14 protein-coding genes and 1 pseudogene are annotated in these 16589 nt (G+C 74.3%); 9 read left to right on the top strand and 6 right to left on the bottom strand.

The features are described 5' to 3' along the window. The first annotated feature begins 23 nt into the window (after positions 1 to 23). The 5 genes from ACIQVZ_RS16760 (at position 24) to ACIQVZ_RS16740 (ending at position 6386) form a co-directional block, all read left to right on the top strand. A complete protein-coding gene (locus ACIQVZ_RS16760) occupies positions 24 to 1226 on the top strand; it encodes a sensor histidine kinase (protein ID WP_402450620.1) in 1203 nt (400 codons plus the stop codon). Then, positions 1223 to 1873 (top strand): response regulator transcription factor, encoded by a 651-nt coding sequence (locus ACIQVZ_RS16755; protein ID WP_350879592.1) that lies wholly within the window; start codon positions 1223 to 1225, stop codon positions 1871 to 1873. The genes ACIQVZ_RS16760 and ACIQVZ_RS16755 overlap by 4 nt, the downstream gene beginning before the upstream one ends. A gap of 224 nt (positions 1874 to 2097) precedes the next feature. Next, complete coding sequence (locus ACIQVZ_RS16750; protein ID WP_350879591.1) at positions 2098 to 2967, top strand: 3-hydroxyacyl-CoA dehydrogenase family protein; 870 nt, start codon at positions 2098 to 2100, stop codon at positions 2965 to 2967. A 389-nt stretch (positions 2968 to 3356) separates the two neighbouring features. Beyond that, on the top strand, positions 3357 to 3677 hold the full coding sequence (locus ACIQVZ_RS16745) for an STAS domain-containing protein (RefSeq protein WP_350879590.1): 321 nt from the start codon (positions 3357 to 3359) through the stop codon (positions 3675 to 3677). A gap of 318 nt (positions 3678 to 3995) precedes the next feature. Further along, a complete protein-coding gene (locus tag ACIQVZ_RS16740; protein WP_402450616.1) occupies positions 3996 to 6386 on the top strand; it encodes an ATP-binding protein in 2391 nt (796 codons plus the stop codon). A gap of 4 nt (positions 6387 to 6390) precedes the next feature. On the opposite strand, the gene nucS is transcribed toward ACIQVZ_RS16740, so the two are convergent. Then, positions 6391 to 7050 carry an endonuclease NucS gene (nucS, locus tag ACIQVZ_RS16735; RefSeq protein ID WP_280676005.1) on the bottom strand — a complete coding sequence of 220 codons (660 nt, stop codon included), beginning with the start codon at positions 7048 to 7050 and terminating at the stop codon, positions 6391 to 6393. A 480-nt stretch (positions 7051 to 7530) separates the two neighbouring features. On the opposite strand from nucS, the gene ACIQVZ_RS16730 reads away from it, so the two are divergent. Beyond that, positions 7531 to 7923 carry an SCO5389 family protein gene (locus tag ACIQVZ_RS16730; protein ID WP_063347790.1) on the top strand — a complete coding sequence of 131 codons (393 nt, stop codon included), beginning with the start codon at positions 7531 to 7533 and terminating at the stop codon, positions 7921 to 7923. Between the two features lie 120 nt (positions 7924 to 8043). On the opposite strand, the gene ACIQVZ_RS16725 is transcribed toward ACIQVZ_RS16730, so the two are convergent. Then, positions 8044 to 9204 carry an LLM class flavin-dependent oxidoreductase gene (locus ACIQVZ_RS16725; protein WP_402450733.1) on the bottom strand — a complete coding sequence of 387 codons (1161 nt, stop codon included), beginning with the start codon at positions 9202 to 9204 and terminating at the stop codon, positions 8044 to 8046. 391 nt (positions 9205 to 9595) lie between these two features. Here ACIQVZ_RS16725 and ACIQVZ_RS16720 point away from each other — a divergent pair, with 391 nt between their 5' ends. Further along, positions 9596 to 9919 carry an ATP/GTP-binding protein gene (locus tag ACIQVZ_RS16720; RefSeq protein ID WP_350879588.1) on the top strand — a complete coding sequence of 108 codons (324 nt, stop codon included), beginning with the start codon at positions 9596 to 9598 and terminating at the stop codon, positions 9917 to 9919. Between the two features lie 17 nt (positions 9920 to 9936). On the opposite strand, the gene ACIQVZ_RS16715 is transcribed toward ACIQVZ_RS16720, so the two are convergent. Continuing rightward, entirely contained in the window at positions 9937 to 10704 is a 768-nt protein-coding gene (locus ACIQVZ_RS16715) for an ABC transporter permease subunit (RefSeq protein ID WP_402450612.1), read from the bottom strand. A 1-nt stretch (position 10705) separates the two neighbouring features. Next, a complete protein-coding gene (locus ACIQVZ_RS16710) occupies positions 10706 to 11710 on the bottom strand; it encodes an ABC transporter ATP-binding protein (protein WP_350879586.1) in 1005 nt (334 codons plus the stop codon). A 254-nt stretch (positions 11711 to 11964) separates the two neighbouring features. Between ACIQVZ_RS16710 and ACIQVZ_RS16705 the strand changes: the two genes are divergently transcribed. Together ACIQVZ_RS16705 and ACIQVZ_RS16700 are read left to right on the top strand one after the other, a co-directional pair. Continuing rightward, positions 11965 to 12762, top strand: a complete 798-nt coding sequence (locus ACIQVZ_RS16705; protein ID WP_350879585.1) for an alpha/beta hydrolase — start codon at positions 11965 to 11967, stop codon at positions 12760 to 12762. Continuing rightward, on the top strand, positions 12759 to 13070 hold the full coding sequence (locus tag ACIQVZ_RS16700; protein ID WP_350879584.1) for a hypothetical protein: 312 nt from the start codon (positions 12759 to 12761) through the stop codon (positions 13068 to 13070). Before ACIQVZ_RS16705 ends, ACIQVZ_RS16700 begins: the two co-directional genes overlap by 4 nt. A 141-nt stretch (positions 13071 to 13211) precedes the next feature. Here ACIQVZ_RS16700 and ACIQVZ_RS16695 read toward each other — a convergent pair whose 3' ends face one another. Then, entirely contained in the window at positions 13212 to 14141 is a 930-nt protein-coding gene (locus ACIQVZ_RS16695) for a cellulose-binding protein (protein WP_350879583.1), read from the bottom strand. A 107-nt stretch (positions 14142 to 14248) separates the two neighbouring features. Next, a pseudogene (locus tag ACIQVZ_RS16690) lies at positions 14249 to 16589 on the bottom strand (hypothetical protein); the annotation flags it as partial.

Here is a 16589-nt window from a genome sequence, read left to right as displayed (position 1 = left end):
CCCGGGGATGGTGAGATGGAGGTGTGCTGAGACCGACCCTCACCCCGCGCCAGGAGGACCGGGGGATCGCCCTGCTCGGTCTGCTCGGCGGGGCGCTGCTGATCGCGCTCCAGGTCTACGACAACTCCGCGCGGATCTCGCGCTGGGCCGTGCTGCCGGCGCTGCTGGTGCTGGCGGTGCTGGAGCTGTTCCGCCGGACCAGGCCGGTGCTCACCACGACGCTGGGCGGGCTCGCCTTCGGGTACGGCATCTTCACCGGCGCCCTGCTGGCGACCAGCCTGATGTACACCGACCTGCTCTACGCGGCGGTGCTCTACGGCACCCCGAGGATGTCCCGGATCCTGCACCTGACCGGCACGGGCTCGGTGCTGGTGCTGTCCACCCTGGTGCTGATCTACAGCGACGCCTCGAACGCGGTGGCGGTGGTGGTGCTCACCGTGCTGATCTACCTGGCGCCGGTCTGGACCGGGGACGTGGTCCGCAAGCACCGCGACCGGGCGGTGAGCGAGCGGCTGCGGGCCGAACAGACCGCGCTGCTCTCGGAGATGGACCGGCGTGAGGCCGTCGTCGCCGAACGCGCGAGGATGGCAAGGGAGTTGCACGACGTGGTGGCCAACCACCTGTCGGCGATCGCGATCCACGCGACCGGCGCGCAGTCCGTCGCCCGGCGTCGTCGGCTGGCCGGGGACGACCCGCTGGTGGAGGTGCTGGCGGTGATCCGGGAGAGCAGCGTCCAGGGTTTGGCCGAAATGCGTCGCATGATCGGACTGTTGCGCGACAGCGGCGGGGGAGAGGCGGACGAGTCGTACGCGGCGCCCGACCTGGCCGCCGTGGACGCCCTGCTGGCCAAGGCCCGGGCGGCCGGCCAGGACGTCGGGCTGGACTTCGAACTCGCCGAGCGGGGCGAGCGCGGGGAGGTCCCGGTGCCGGTCCGGCTGGCCGCGTACCGGATCGTCCAGGAGTCGCTGACCAACGCGCTCAAGCACGCCGGGCCCGGACTGGTCAGCGTGCGGCTGGAGTTCGGCCCCGAGGAACTGCGGATCGCCGTCGACAGCCCGTACCGGCACGGACCGGGCCGCGAACTGCCCGGCGCCCGGGCCGGGCTGGTCGGCATGGCGGAGCGGGCCGGGCTGCTCGGCGGCAGCTTCGAGGCGGGGCCGCGGAACGACTACTGGAGCGTGCGCGCGGTACTGCCGCGCGGGCGGGAGAGCGGGGCAGGGGCATGACGATCCGGGTGCTGGTGGCCGAGGACCAGGCGGCGGTACGGGCGGCGCTGGTGATGATCCTGCGGGCCGAGCCGGACATCGAGGTGGTCGGGCAGGCCGCCGACGGCGAGGAGGCCGTCCGGCTGGCGCTGGAGCTACGGCCCGACGTGGTGCTGATGGACGTGCAGATGCCCCGGCTGGACGGCGTCTCGGCGACCAGGCAGGTGGTCGCCGCCGGCGCCGGCCAGGTGCTCGTGCTGACCACCTTCGACCTGGACGAGTACGTCTACGGCGCGCTGCGGGCCGGCGCGGCCGGGTTCCTGCTCAAGGACCTGGAGGCGGACACCCTGGTCGAGGGCGTCCGGACGGTGGCGCGCGGGGACGGCATGCTGGCGCCCTCGGTGACCAGGCGGCTGATCGGCGCCTTCGCCCGGCCGGACCGGGCGGTCGGGCCGGAAGCCAGGGAGGCGGTGGCCGGACTGACCCCGCGTGAGCGGGAGGTGCTGGCCTGCATCGGGGCCGGGCTGTCCAACGGGGAGATCGCGGCCCGGCTGGAGATGGCGGAGGCGACCACCAAGACGCACGTCAGCCGGATCCTGGCGAAGCTGCGGCTGCGCAACCGGGTGCAGGCGGCGATCCTGGCGCAGGACCTCGGGCTGACCGTCTGACGGTCCGGTCGGACGGGCCGATCGGCCGGTCTGATCGGCTGGTCACGGCAGGTCTGGGTCGCCCGACCAGGTCGGGCGCAGATCACACTCCCGATTGACACCACGGGGCCGGATTGGGCATTAGAGTCCCGGCAACGAGCGACGCGGCTCTCCGGCGGTGACCCCTGCCCTGAGCCGCCTTCAGGGCCCGCCCCAGGGCGGCGACGGCATCGGGAGACCCAGCCATGAGCAATGCGTCCAGCAAGCAGATCGCCGTGATCGGTGCCGGCCTGATGGGCGCCGGCATCGCCCAGGTGTCCGCGCAGGCCGGCCACCCGGTGGTGCTGCGGGACGTCACCGAGGAGGCCCTGCAGCGCGGTCTCGCGGGCATCCGCGCCTCCTACGCGAAGTTCGTCGCCAAGGGCCGGCTGAGCGCCGAGGACGCCGAGGCCGCGCTGGGCCGGATCACCACCACCACCGACCTGGGCGCCGTCGCCGAGGCCGACATCGTGGTCGAGGCCGTGTTCGAGCAGTTCGAGGTCAAGGAGGGCGTCTTCCGGGAGCTCGACAAGCTCGCCAAGGACGGCGCGGTACTGGCCTCCAACACCTCCGCCATCCCGATCACCCGGATCGCCGCCGCCACCCGCCGCCCCGAGTCGGTCGTCGGCGTGCACTTCTTCTCGCCGGTGCCGCTGATGAAGCTGGTCGAGCTGGTCCGCGGCTACAAGACCAGCGACGAGACCCTGGCCGCCGCCCGCGCCTTCGCCGAGGGCGTCGGCAAGGACGTCGTGGTGGTCAACCGGGACGTGGCCGGCTTCGTCACCACCCGCCTGATCACCGCGCTGGTCGTCGAGGCCGCCAAGCTGTACGAGTCGGGCGTCGCCACCGCCGAGGACATCGACACCGCCTGCCGCCTCGGCTTCGGCCACCCGATGGGCCCGCTGGAGACCGCCGACCTGACCGGCGTGGACATCCTGCTGCACGCCGCCCGCAACATCTACGACGAGACCCAGGACGAGAAGTTCGCCGCCCCGGAGATCATGGCGCGCATGGTCACCGCCGGCGATCTCGGCCGCAAGAGCGGCCGCGGCTTCTACCCGTACGAGGGCAAGTGAGCCCCCGCCGGAACGGGTGAACGACGACGCTCGGCGACCGGGCGGGCCGTACGGCCGAACACCGTACGGCCCGCCCGGCCGGGGGCGGGTGAGTTTCCTCACGCCAGGTGCCGCAGACGGGTGATTTGGGCGGTAATCGAGCGTAGGTGTGGAGACTGACTGCGTATATTCCCTCGGACGAGTGAAGTTGCTTCAGATCTGGCCGGAACCAGCAACCTGCGCTGCTGGTTCGCCGTCAGAAGAGGGAGACCCGGCCCAGCACGACGAGGCTGCGACCGGACCCGGGTGAGGGGCCACGGCCCGCCCGGATGGACACCCCCACCCCCCGGACCCGGCACGGCCGGGTCGGACCACCCCCGTACCGGACCGGTCAGGCGAAGGAGGAGAGCATGCGCATCACCGGCGACCACAGGGCGCTGGCCATCGAAGGCCGCCTCGACGTGCGCACCGCCGCCGATGCGCGCGCCCAGCTGCACCAGGCCGTGGACGGCGGCCTCGGCGACCTCGTGCTCGACCTCGCCCGGCTGGAGTTCTGGGACGCCACCGGCCTCGGCGTGATCATGGGCACCCACCGCCGGGCCGGCCGGATCGGCCGCCGGCTGGTGCTGCGCTCCGTCCCGGCCCAGCTCCAGCGGCTGCTGGTGGCCACCAAGCTGCACCGCATCCTGGCCGTGGACGGCGTCACCGAGGCCCAGGGGATCGCCCTCTAGGGCCTGTCCGGTCCTGCCTTCGTTCGTCCGCTGCCTTCGTTCGTTCCCCGCCCGCTCCCCGCCCGCTCCCCGCCCGCTCCCCGCCCCCTCCCCGACCGGTCCTCGTCCGGCTCCGACCGGGCTCCGAGCTGGCTCTGATCGGCCGTCGTCCGGCCCCCGACCGGGCCGCCCCTGCGCGGGCGGGCCCGGATGTGCAAGAGTCTGCCCGTCAGATGACGGCCGCCTCAGCCAGCTGCCCCCAGCCCGCGCGCGGCCGCGACCGAGACGTCAGCCGGCCGGCGCGGGACGCCGGCGGCCGAGCAGGATGCGGAGCAGAACGTGGCACAGCCAACCGGGGAGTTCCGGCAGGAGGCCGCCCGCACCCGAGGCGGCGAACTCGTCTCCGGCGCCCTGCTGGTCGGCGTCGGCGCCCCGGACGGCTCCGAGGTCAGGCCCTGCCCCGAGGAGTGGCGGCCCCGCCCGCGCCGGATCGAGCGCAGCGAGCCCGCCCGGGGCCCGGTCGGCGGCGTCGGCCGCGCGGTCGGCCCGCTCGCCCTCGGCGCCGGGCCCGCCGACCTGCCGCTGCTCGACCGCGAGGCCGACGTCGCCGAACTCCTCGGCCTGCTCGCCGAGGGCCGCTCGATACGCCTGGTCGGCCAGGCCGGCTCGGGCCGCAGCGCGCTGCTGTCGGCCGTCGCCGAGGCCGCCGCCGACCTCGCCCCCGGCGGCGTCGTCCAGCTCTGCGGGCACCGCCGCACCGCCGCCGACCTGCTCCAGGACCTCTTCGCGGCCACTCACCACGCCCCCGGCTACCGGCCCGACCCGGGCCAGCTGGCCGTGCACCTCGCCGAGGTCGGCGCGATCGTGGTCGTCGACGGCGCGGAGCAGTCCGGCGCCGAACTGGAGGACCTGCTCGCCCTCGCCCCCGGCTGCGCCTTCCTGATCTCCGCCGCCCCCGGGAGCCCGGCGCCGTCGCCCGGCTCCCGCTTGCAGGACCACCTGGTCGCCGGGCTCTCCCGCTCCGCCTGCCTCGCCCTCGCCGCCCGCCAGGCCGGGCGGCCGCTGGACGTCGAGGAGAAGGCCTGGGCGGTCGACCTCTGGTTCGAGTCCGAGGGACTGCCGCTGCGCTTCGTCCAGGCCGCCGCGCTGCTGCGCCAGCGGGACGTCGCGGTGGACGCGCTGGTCGCCGCCGAGGAGGACCGGATGGGGGTCTTCGGCGCGGTCGAGGAGCCCGTCCACGACCCCGACCCGGCCGTCCGCGAGAACGCGCTGCGCCGCACCGTCCCGCTGCCGTCCGTCGCCGAGACCGCCTCACCCGCCGTCCGGCTCGCGGAGGGGCTGAGCGAGCCCGCCCAGGCCGTCCTGAGGCTCGCCGTCGCGCTCGGCGGCGAGTGCCCCACCGCGCCGCACCTGCCCGCGCTGATCGACGTCGGCCAGGGCGAGAGCGCCCTCGCCGAACTCGCCGACGCCGGGCTGGCGGTGTCCATCGGCGGGCACCACCGGCTGACCGCCGGGGTGCTGGACCTGCTCGCCCCGCACTGGCCGGCCCGCGGCTGCCTGGACGGCGCCGCCCAGCACTTCGCCTGGTGGGTCGGGCACAGCTCGGTGTCGCTGGAACAGGTCGCGGCCGAGGCGGAGGTGGTGGTCGGCGTGCTGGTCGCGGACCGGGCGGCCGGCCGGCACGACGCCGTCGTGCGCCTGGCCAGGGCCGCCGCGCCCGCGCTGGCACTGGCGCTGCGCTGGGGCGCCTGGGAGCGGGTCCTGCAGCTGGGGCTGGAGGCGGCCCGCCGGACGGGCTCCGGCACCGACCAGGCCTGGTTCCACCACGAGGCGGGCGTGCACGCGTTCTGCGTCCGGGAGCCGTCCCGGGCGATGGCCGAGCTGGAGACGGCGCTCACCCTGCGGTCCGCCGCCGGCGAGCAGCGCGGCGTCGCGGCGGCCGGCCGGATGCTGGACCTGCTGCGCGCCGACGGGCGGCAGCTGCCGCCCGCGGCGTCCCCCGGGCCGGCGCCGGTGCGGCGGCCCGTCATCCGCGCGATAGCCAAGGTGCCGGCCCGCCTGCGCTCCGGGACGAGGCGCCGGGTGATCGCCGCGTCGGCGGCCGTCCTCGCGCTCGGGGCGCTCGGGACGGCGGTGGCGATGAGCGCCACCGGTCCGGAGCAGCACCCGGGCAACGACCCGCACACCCGGCTCGACGACCCCGACGGCGGGCAGGGCGGTCCGCTCCCGTCGCCGCACGTCGGTGTCCCGACCGCCGGCACCGGTGCCACCGGTACGGGGGCGCCAGGGGCGGGGGCGCCGGGGACGGACGCGGGGGGCGGTCCGGCGGCGGGCGGGACCAGCCCGGAGCCGCCGGCGAGCGGCGGCGCGTCGCACTCGCCGAGCGCGTCGAAGAAGCCGAGCCGCGGGGCGAGCGAGAGCGCGGGGACCACCGAGCAGTCGCAGCAGCCGCAGCCGCCCGCACCGGGACAGTCGCAGCCGCCGGCCCAGCAGTCCGGCCCGCCGCCGGGTGGCACCGGCGGCGGCAGTGGTGGTGGCACCGGCGGCAGCGGTGGCGGCGGCAACTCCGGGGGCACTCAGCCCGGCGGAGGCACCAGCACGCCGCCCCCGTCGAAGCCGTCGACCACGCCGCCCTCGGCGACCGCGACCACACCGCCGCCCGCCACGACGGGCCCCACGAGCGGGACGTCCAGCCCCCCGCCGACGACGCCCTCGCCGTCCGCGAGCTGACCGGTCAGAACAGCTTGAGCTTGTCGTCGTCGATGCCGCGCAGCTCGTCGTAGTCCAGCACCACGCAGCCGATGCCCCGGTCGGTGGCCAGCACGCGGGCCTGGGGCTTGATCTCCTGGGCGGCGAAGATGCCCTTGACCGGGGCCAACAGCGGGTCCCGGTTGAGGAGTTCGAGGTAGCGGGTGAGCTGCTCGACGCCGTCGATCTCACCGCGGCGCTTGATCTCGACGGCCACCGTGGCACCGTCCGAGTCGCGGCAGAGGATGTCGACCGGGCCGATCGCGGTGGGGTACTCGCGGCGGATCAGGGACCAGCCGGCGCCGAGCACCTCCATCCGGTCCGCGAGCAGCTCCTGGAGGTGCGCCTCGACGCCGTCCTTGATCAGGCCCGGGTCCACCCCGAGTTCGTGGGAGGAGTCGTGCAGCACCTCCTCCAGCGTGATGATGAGCTTCTCGCCGGCCTTGTTCTCCACCGTCCAGACCCCGTCCGCCTCCTTGAGCGCGCACGGCGGGGACATCCAGTTGAGCGGCTTGTAGGCGCGGTCGTCGGCGTGGATGCTGACGCTGCCGTCGGCCTTGACCAGGATGAGCCTGGTGGCGGAGGGCAGATGGGCGGAGAGCCGACCGGCATAGTCGACTGAGCAGCGGGCAATTACGAGACGCACGGTCGACCACGCTAGCCCACCGGGGCCAGTTGATGCGATTCCACGACGACCGGGTGAAGAAACCGGGAACCCCGCGAACATGGAGGTTCGGCAATTCCGCTCACCGCCCGTCGCGGTCTGGCGCCCATCCCCTGGGGTCGCTACCGTACGTGACGGCACGCGTGCGGGATCGCTGTCAACGGGGACGGAGACTTCAGATGAACGATCCGACGGGATCCGGCCAATGTGGTGCACCGCCGCGTATTTCCGAAGCAATCCACAGGAATGACCGGCCCGTCCCGCCGTTGACTGCCACGCTGTTCCGAGCGCGGTCGGTGTCCGGGACGTCACGTCCCGTGGTGCCGCCGCCTTCGCAGGGTGTCAAAAACGCCCGTTCCACGGCGTTCCGGACACCCCGCGCGATCCGCCCACCCTCACTGTGAGCTTGGACTACGCACGACCACCCGGGCGCCGCGCGGGTGGACCGCGAGAGGAGAATCCATGTCGCTCGACGTCTCACCGGCCCTGCTGGAAAAGGCCGAGCGGGGCGAGGTCGACGAGCGGGAATTCGTCGACTGCGTCCGCGTCTCGCTGCCGTACGCCTGGGACCTGATCAGCTCGCTGGTCGCCCAGGCGAAGGTCGACGGTACCGACTTCGCCGACAACCAGGTACCGCCGCCCAGCGAGCAGGCCCGCGGCCAGCTCCTGCGGGCCCTTGCCAGCGACGCCATCCGGGGGGCCCTGCAGCGGCACTTCGGGGTGCGGCTGGCCTTCCAGAACTGTCACCGGGTGGCGGTCTTCCTGCCGTCGGACGCCAACGAGGCACGGCACGCACGCTTCACCTCGGTCCGGGAGCAGTTGCTCAACCAGTCCGAGGAACTGCGGGACTGCTGACCCGGCAGCACCGCCGATGCCGGGTCGCAGTGGCCCGGAAGGTCGTCGGGCCGCCCCCGTCCCCCGGTGCGAGGGGAGGGGCGGCGGCCCGGACCGGGCCCGGCCGCTCCGCTCCCGGGCTCACCCCAGCTGCGGCAGCACCTCGGAGCCGAGCCGGGCGATGTTGTGCAGGGTCGCCTCGTGGTCGCCGCTGCCCTCCGCGAGCAGCGCGAAGCGGCGGATTCCGGTCCGCTCGGCGGTGGCCAGCAGCCGGTCGGCGCACTGCCGCGGCGTGCCCACCGCGTGCAGGTCGCAGAGGAGTTCGGTGTACTCGCGCGGGTCGCGCATCGTGCGCTCCCGGCCGTCCACGGTGCGGTGGGCGCCGAGCCCGTACTCGAACCAGCCCGGCATGGCGTTCAGCAGGGTGGCGCGGGCCGCCGAGGTGCGGTCGTCGACCTGGGCCACCCCGGCCGCGACGTGCTGGCGGTTCACCCGGCGCAGCTGCTCCTCGCCGCGCCCGGCGGCCAGCCAGGCGCTGCGGTACAGCGCCAGCATGCGCAGCTTGTCGTCGTCGCCGGAGTGCATGCCGAGCAGCATCGGCAGGCCGCGTTCGGCGGCCAGTCGCACCCCGTTCGGCGAGGTGCACGCGACCACCATCGGCGGGCCGGCCACCGGCCGCCCGGCCGGGTCGAGTTCCTCACCGACGCCCCCACCGACGCCCTCGACGTCCTGGCGCTGACGCGGGAAGCGCACCGGGCCGGACGGCTCGCCGAGACCGAGCCAGCTGCCCAGTCCGGACCGGCGCACCGGTTCGGTGGCGCGCGGCACCACCGCCACCTCGGGGAAGGTGAACTGCGGGCCGTCCGCGCCGACCCGGGAGCCGCGCAGCCAGCGCAGCAGCAGGTCCAGCCGCTCCGGGAAGCCGTTCTCGAAGGCGTCCACGCCGCCGCCGAACACGTCCAGGTCGATCCAGGGACCGCCGCGGCCCACCCCGAGCGTGAAGCGCCCGTCCGAGGTGAGGTGCAGCAGCGCGGCCTGCTCGCCGAGCGCCACCGGGTGGGCGGTGGAGAGCACGCTGACCGCCGTGCCGACGCCGATCCGGCGGGTACGGCCGAGCAGCAGCGCGGCCAGCGTGGCGGCGTTGGGGCAGACCCCGTACGGGACGAAGTGGTGCTCGGCCAGCCAGACGCTGTCCAGGCCCGCGCGTTCGGCCTCGACGGCGGCCCGGACGGTGCGGTCCAGCGCCTCGCGGTGGCTCTGCCCGGGGAACTGCGCGGACAGCAGGAACGCGCCGACCCGCACCGGTGCGGTGTCCGGCGGGAGCGCGCCCGCCCGCTGCGGCACGGGCAGCGGCTCGCCCGCCGCGGCCGTGACCGGGGCGGGCGAGGTCAGCACCGGCCCGGTGGTGGGCGGCCGGACTCCGACGGGTCGACGGGTCTCGGCGCGGGCGCTGGTCTTGGTCATGGTGGGGCCTCCTCGGGTGCGCGCAGGGTCTGCGGGCCCCGCCTGTTCCCCTTGTGGGTATCCGATGTCATGTGCCAATGGCACGCGGAAGCCCGGATTTCGTCGAAGATCGGGTGGATCTCGGCAAAAACGCGGGAGCGTCGGACGATGCCGTGATAGTGGCCTGTCGGAGGGGCGGCCGGCCGTAGGCTGGAACGGACCCGAAACCCCGGAAGAGAGGTAGTCCGACGTGTCGCCGCGCCGCAACCGGATCAAGAGCGCCGAGCCGGGCGGGAGCGCCGAGCAGGCCTCCCCGCTCGGCGGATCGCTGCGCCGCACCGAGAGCCACCAGGGCGACGACTGGGTGGTCCAGACGGTCGCCGGGACGGCCGGGCGGCACTACCGGTGCCCGGGCTGCGACCAGGAGATCCCGCCCGGGATGGGTCACGTGGTGGCCTGGCCGATGCACGGCGCGGGCGTGGACGACCGGCGGCACTGGCACCGCGCCTGCTGGGGCGCGCGGGAGCGCCGGGCCTCCAACGTCCTGCGGGGCCGCGGCGCTCCGCGGTACTGAGCACTCCCCAGGCGTCCCTAGGCGTCCCGGTTCTTGAGCACCAGCGCGCCGCCGAGCAGGGCGGCGAACGTCCAGGCCAGGCAGATCACGAAGCCCTCCCACGGCCCGTACGGTTGACCGTGCTGCTCGTACACCAGCAGCATCCGCGAGCCCGCGTAGTCCGGGAAGTAGTGGGCCAGGGTCCTGACCTTCGGCACCGCCGAGAGGATCGGCGAGAGCAGGAAGAAGAACGGGACCAGTACGCCCAGCGCCAGCGTCTGGCTGTGCAGCATCGTGGTGACGCCGGCCGAGAACAGGCAGAGCATCGTCAGGTACAGCGCGGCGCCGAACACCGCGCGCAGCACGTGCGGTTGGTCGAGGCTGGTGGAGTGCGAGCCGAGCAGCGCCTGGCCGGTGAAGAAGGTGACGAAGGCCGTCACCACCGAGACCGCCAGGGCCATCGCGCCGAGCACCACCGCCTTGCCGGTGAGCAGGGTGCCGCGCTGCGGGACGGCGGCCAGGGTGACCCGGATCATGCCGGTGCTGTACTCGTTGCCGATGGCCAGCACGCCGAACACGATGATGGCGAGCTCGCCGAGCATGATGCCGGAGAAGGCCGTGCCGGTGGCGTCGAAGACGACCTGGTCGCCCCGCCGGAACTCGCCGAAGTTGTTGTTGGTGAGCAGGGACAGCAGCGCGCCGATGCCGACGGTGACGACGAAGGTCAGCGCGAGCGTCCAGATCGTCGAGCGGACGCTGCGGATCTTCGTCCACTCGGAGCGCAGGATCGCCGGGAAGGACGTCATCTCAGTTCTCCTCCTGCCGGGCCGCCGCGGTCCGCGGGGCGCCGTCCGCCTTCCATTCGGCGCCCCAGACGCCGGGTGCGCCGGCCGCGTCCCGGCCCGGGCCGTCGCCCGCGTGGTACTCCACCGAGTCGGCCGTCATCTGCATGAACGCCTCCTCCAACGAGGCCTGCTGCGGGCTGAGTTCGTGCAGGACGACGTCGTGGGCCGCGGCCAGGTCGCCGAGCCGGGCGAGATCGCCGTCGACCACCTCGTAGGAGCCGCCGGGCCCGGGTTCGGGCCGGAGCCCGGCCCCGGACAGGGCGTCGAGCAGGCGCTCGGGGTGCGGGGTGCGCAGCCGGACGGCGGAGCGGGAGTTGCGCCGGATGAACTCCGGCATCGGCAGGTCGGCGAGCAGCCGGCCCTTGCCGATGACCACCAGGTGGTCGGCGGTGACGGCCATCTCGCTCATCAGGTGGGAGGAGACGAAGACGGTCCGGCCCTCGGTGGCGAGCCGCTTCATCAGGTTGCGGATCCAGAGGATGCCCTCCGGGTCCAGTCCGTTGACCGGCTCGTCGAACATGACGATCTCCGGGTCGCCGAGCAGGGCGGAGGCGATGCCCAGGCGCTGGCCCATGCCGAGCGAGAAGCCACGGGCCCGCTTGCGGGCGACCGGGGTGAGGCCCACCAGGCTGAGCACCTCGTCCACCCGGCGGGTCGGGATGCGGTTGCTCTGGGCGAGCCAGAGCAGGTGGTCGCGGGCGGTGCGGCCGGGGTGGACGGCCTTGGCCTCCAGCAGCGCGCCGATGTACTTGAGCGGTTCGCTGAGCTGCCCGTAGCGCTTGCCGTCGATGGTGACCCGGCCGCTGGTGGGGCGGTCGAGGTCGAGGATCATGCGCATGGTGGTGGACTTGCCCGCGCCGTTGGGGCCGAGGAATCCGGTCACCACGCCCTGGGGGACCTGGAAGCTGAGCCGGTCCACCGCGAGGGTCCCGCCGTAACGTTTCGTCAGGTCGTGCAACTCGATCATTCGCGCTCCCTTACTTTTGGTCAGGTTAGGGCCTGTCTCGTGGTTTGCGCCGGATCGGACTGCGGCGTCCGGGTGCGTGCATCGCAAGGCGGAGGAGGGAGCTACTGCGGAGCATTGGCGACTGACGACAACGCGGCGAGGTGCGTGCCAGGGCGCCGTGGGCCCGGCGGAAACCACGAGACAGGCCCCGGGACAAAGCGGATATCGCGGCCCGCTGAGTGGGCCCGCCGGGCGTGCCGGAATACGGTGGGCCCATGACCCAGCCCCCCTCCGCAGTGTCCGTCCGCGAGAGCGGCACCGGAACACCCCTCGTGCTGTTGCACGCCTTTCCGTTGAACGCCTCGATGTGGTCCGCCCAACTGGACGCGCTGCCCGGCCTGACCGGCGACGAGGCCCGGGTGCTCGCCCCGGACCAGCGCGGCTTCGGCGGCACCGAGCTGGGGGCCGACGAACCCTCGCTGGACCTGGTCGCCGACGACCTCGCCCTGCTGCTGGACGCGGCCGGGATCGAGCGCGCGGTGGTCGGCGGGCTCTCCATGGGCGGCTACGTGGCGCTGGCCTTCGCCCGCCGCCACCCGGACCGGCTGGCCGGACTGCTGCTGGCCGGCACCCGCGCCACCGCCGACACCGACGCCGTCCGGGCCAACCGGGAGCGGATCGCGGCCGCCGTCACCGCCCGGGGCAGCGTCCAACTACTGCTCGACGAGGAGGTCGCCGCCGGGCAGCTGGGGCCGGACTCGCCGCACCTGGTGGAGCGGGTGCGGTCGCTGGTCGCCGCCGCGTCGCCGGCCGCCGTCGCCTGGGCCCAGCGGGCCATGGCGGCCCGGCCGGACGCGCTGGACGTGCTGGCCGGGCTGCGGGTGCCCACCGCCGTCGTCGTGGGCGCACAGGACGGCCTGGTGGCACCGGAGGAGGCCGAACAGATGCTCCGGGCCCGTCCGGACGCCGAACTGACCGTCATCCCCGGGGCGGGCCATCTGAGCGCCCTGGAGGCACCGGAGGCGTTCAACGCCGCCGTCCGCGACCTGCTGGCCCGGGTGGCGGCCGGATGAGGGAGGAATCGACCGGCTGGGACTTCTCGGCGTTGGAGGTGACCGGCCGGATGCCCGTGACCAACCGCGGCGAGGGTCTGGTCGAACTGACCCTGGAACCGCTCGGCGAGGACTACTGGCTGCGCCCCGGCGAGACCTTCATCGTCACCTCGTACGGGGACCACGGCTCCGGCCACCCGTTCGAGGTCCAGTACTGGCCGGACTCGGTGTCGGTCTGGTGCACCTCGTGGTTCGGCACCGTCTCCGACGACGAGGGCAACCAGCTCAGCAGCGGGCACCAGCGGCCCGACGGGGCCTACCCCAGGTGACGCCCGCTCACCCAGGTCACCCGAGATGATGACGGTGGAAAGAAGGCAGGCCCTCACCCGGGTGGGTGAGGGCCTGTCCGCTGTTCCGGACGTGCCGTCCGTTCCGCACGTACCGCCGGGCACCGGCGCCCGGCGGCGGCGTCAGCGCGACTGCTGGGCGGGCACGCCCATGGTGTCGTCGCCCGGCAGCGAGGCGGCGGCCACGGCCGCGCCGGTCAGCGTCGCCAGCATCTCGCGGACGTTGGTCAGCTGGGCGTTGATGCTGTCGCGGCGGTTGGTGAGCGCCGCCAGCTCGCGCTCGGACTCGCTGCGGATCCGGTCGGCCTTGGCGTTGGCGTCCGCCACGATGTCCTCGGACTGGCGCTGCGCCGTCTCGACGGTCTGGCGGGCGCGGCGCTCGGCGTCGGTGCGCAGCTTCTCGGCCTCCAGGCGCAGCTGCTCGGCCCGGTGCTCGATCTCGGCCAGGCGCTTCTCGGCCTTGGCCTGACGGGCGGCCAGGTCGCGCTCGGACTGCTCGCGGCGCTTGGCCAGGTTGGTCTCGAACTCCAGCGCGGCCTGGGCGGCCTTGGTGCGGGTCTCCTCGAAGAGGGCGTCCGCCTCCTCGCGCTTGTTCTGGGCGTCCTTGTTGGCCTCGGCGCGCAGCTGGGCGCTGTCGCTCTTGGCCTTGTCGACGATCCGCAGACCCTCGTCCTCCGCCTTGGCCTTGCGGTCCTTGGCGTAGTTCTCGGCCTCGGTGCGGACCTGCTGGGCAGCGGCCTCGGCGAGCTCGCGGTGCTGCTCGGAGGCGCGGTGCGCCTCGTCGCGCAGGTCCTTGGCCTCCTCCTCGGCCAGTCGCAGGATCTTCTCGACCCGGGCGCCGAGACCGGCGTACGAGGGCTCGGTCTCGGTGACCGCCGCCTGCGCGGTCTGGGTCTCCAGGTGGAGTTCCTCGATGCGCTTCTCGAGCGCGCTGATCCGGGTCAGGGCACTGTCACGGTCGGCCACCAGCTTGGTGATCCGCTCGTCGACCTGGGCGCGCTCGTACCCACGGCGCACCAGGTCGAAGCCGTGAGGGGAGTGACTGTCGCTCATGGGGTTCTGGGCTTCCTGTCGTCAAACCGTTGAGGTGGTTGAGGGAATCCTGACACGGTACCGGAGTGTCGACGGCGAGATGCCGTCGTCCCGCGGACAATGTCCGCTCAATCGGGTGGTGCGTTCTTGGAACGATTGCCGCCCGACCGGGGGGAACCAATTCCGGCACCCGCCTTGGCACCCCCGTCCTTCTTGGTGCTGCTTCCCCCGTTGGTCTGGGCGACCGGTGCCGGTGCCTCGAACGCCTCCAGCGCGGACAGCACGTCCTGCACCCTGGAGATCTCGGTGTTGATGTCCTTGCGCCGCCGCACCAGCTCGTCCAGCTCGCGCCGGCCCTCGTCGGTGACCCGCTTCGCCTCGGCCTGTGCCTCGGCGAGCAGCCGTTCGGCCTCCGCCTTGGCCAGTTCGACCTGCTCGTCCGCGCCGCGGTCGGCGTCCCGCAGCCGCTTCTCGGCCTCGGTGGCGGCGTTCTCCAGCCGCTCCTCGGACTCGGCCTCGGCCGACTGGAGCTTGGCCTCGGCCTTGATGATCAGCGCCTCGGCGCGGCTGGTGGAGTCGGCGAGCTTGGTCTCCGCCTCCTTCAGCAGCCCCTCGGCCTTGCGGACGGCCGAGATCCGGACCTTGCTGGCCTCCGCGGACGCCTCCGAGGTGAGCTCGCCCGCGCGGTCCTCGGCGGCCGCGACCAGCGCCGCCGCCCGGTCCTCGGCCTCGGCGACGGTGGCCACCGCCTGCTCCTCGGCCTCGGTCAGCTGCTCCTGAGCGGCCGTCACCAGGGCGTCGACCCGCTCGCCGGCCGACTTCATGGCCGCCGCGTTCTCCTTGCGGGCGCGCTCGTGCAGCGCCTCCACCTCGGCGTCGGTGCGCTCGCGCAACTCCTCGGCGCGCTCGCGGATCGCGGTGGAGTCCCGGCGGGCCTCGGCGAGCAGCGTGTCGGCGTCGGACCGGCCCTTTTCCACCTCGGCCTGACCGGCCGCCTCGCCGGCGGCGACCAGCCGGTCGGCCTCCTTGCGGGCGGCGGCGACCATCGCGTCCGCCTGCTCCTCGGCGGCGGCGGTGGTGGCCAGTGCGGTGGTCTGGGCGTCCTCGCCGAGCGACTCGGCGTCCGCGAAGGCCTTCTCCAGGACGGAGTTGGCCTGCTCGCGGGTGGCCTTGTCGAACTGCTCGGCGGCCTCCCGGGTCTCCGCGTCGTACGCGTCGGCGCGGCTGTGGGCGGCGGCGTCGTACTCGTCGGCGAGGGTGCGGGTGGCGAGCGCGTACTCCTCGGCCTCGGCGCGCAGGGCGGCGGCCAGCTCCTCGGCGTCGGCGACCAGGCCGGCCGAGCGCTCGTCGGCGGCGGCCATCGTCCGGACGGCCTGGGCCTCGGCGTCCGCGCGCAGCTGCCCGGCGCTCTCCCGGGCCGCGTGCAGAACGGCGTCGGCCTCCGCCCGCAGGTGCTCGTCGTAGGCCTGGGCCTCGGCGCGCTGACGGCCCAACTCGGCCTCGTGGGCCTCGCGTTCGGCGGCCAGCTCGCGGTCGGTCAGCTCGCGCAGGGCGGTGGTCTCGGCGTCGGTGCGGGCGCGCAGTTCGGCGGTCTCGTGGTCGGCGAGGGCCCGCTGCTCGGCGGTCTCGCGCTCGGCCAGCTCGCGCAGTTCGGCGGCGGCCTGCTCGGCCCGGTCGCGGACCTCGGCGGCCTTCCGCTCGGCGGCGGCCTTCCGCTCGGCGATCTGCTCGGCGGCGGCCTCGTGCATGCCGGCCACCGACTGGCGGACCTCGGCGGCCTCCTCCTCGGCGGCCTCGACCAGGGCGGCGCCCTCGACGCCGGCGGCGGCGACCAGTTCCTCGCCGTCGACCCGGGCCTGCTCCAGGACGGCGGTGGCCTCGGCCCGGATGCCGTCGGCGGTGGCGCGGGCCTCGGACAGCTCGCGGCCGGCCTCGGCGCGGACCGTCTCGGCCTGCTCGGCGGCGAACGCCAGCTCGGCGGCGGCCTTCTCCCGGACGGCCTTGGCGTCCCGGGCGGCCTCGGCCTGGCGCTGCTCGGCGGCGCTCCGGGCGCCCTCCACCAGTTCCTCGGCCTCGGCACGCTGGGCCGCGACGTGCTGTTCGGTCGCCTCGCGCAGTTCGGCGGTCTCCCGCTCGGCCAGCTCGCGCTGTTCGGCGGTCTCGCGTTCGGCGAGGGCGCGCAGCTCGGTGACGTGCTGTTCGGTCGCCTCGCGCTGTTCGGTGGTCTCGGCGGTGGTGCGTTCGGTGAGTTCGGTGGCGGCCTGTTCGGCCTTGGCCCGGACGTCGGCGGCGTACGCCTCGGCGGCGGTGCGCTGTTCGGTGGTCTCGCGGTCGGCGAGCTCGCGCAGTTCGGTGCTCTCCCGCTCGGCGAGGGCGCGCTGTTCGGCGGTCTCGCGTTCGGCGAGGGCGCGCAGCTCGGTGACGTGCTGTTCGGTCGCCTCGCGCTGTTCGGTGGTCTCGGCGGTGGTG

This window comes from Kitasatospora sp. NPDC098663, assembly GCF_044760075.1.
Taxonomy (GTDB): Bacteria; Actinomycetota; Actinomycetes; order Streptomycetales; family Streptomycetaceae; genus Kitasatospora.
The sequence above is the reverse complement of the archived record's forward strand: the minus strand, read 5'-3'. Positions and strand labels throughout refer to the sequence as shown.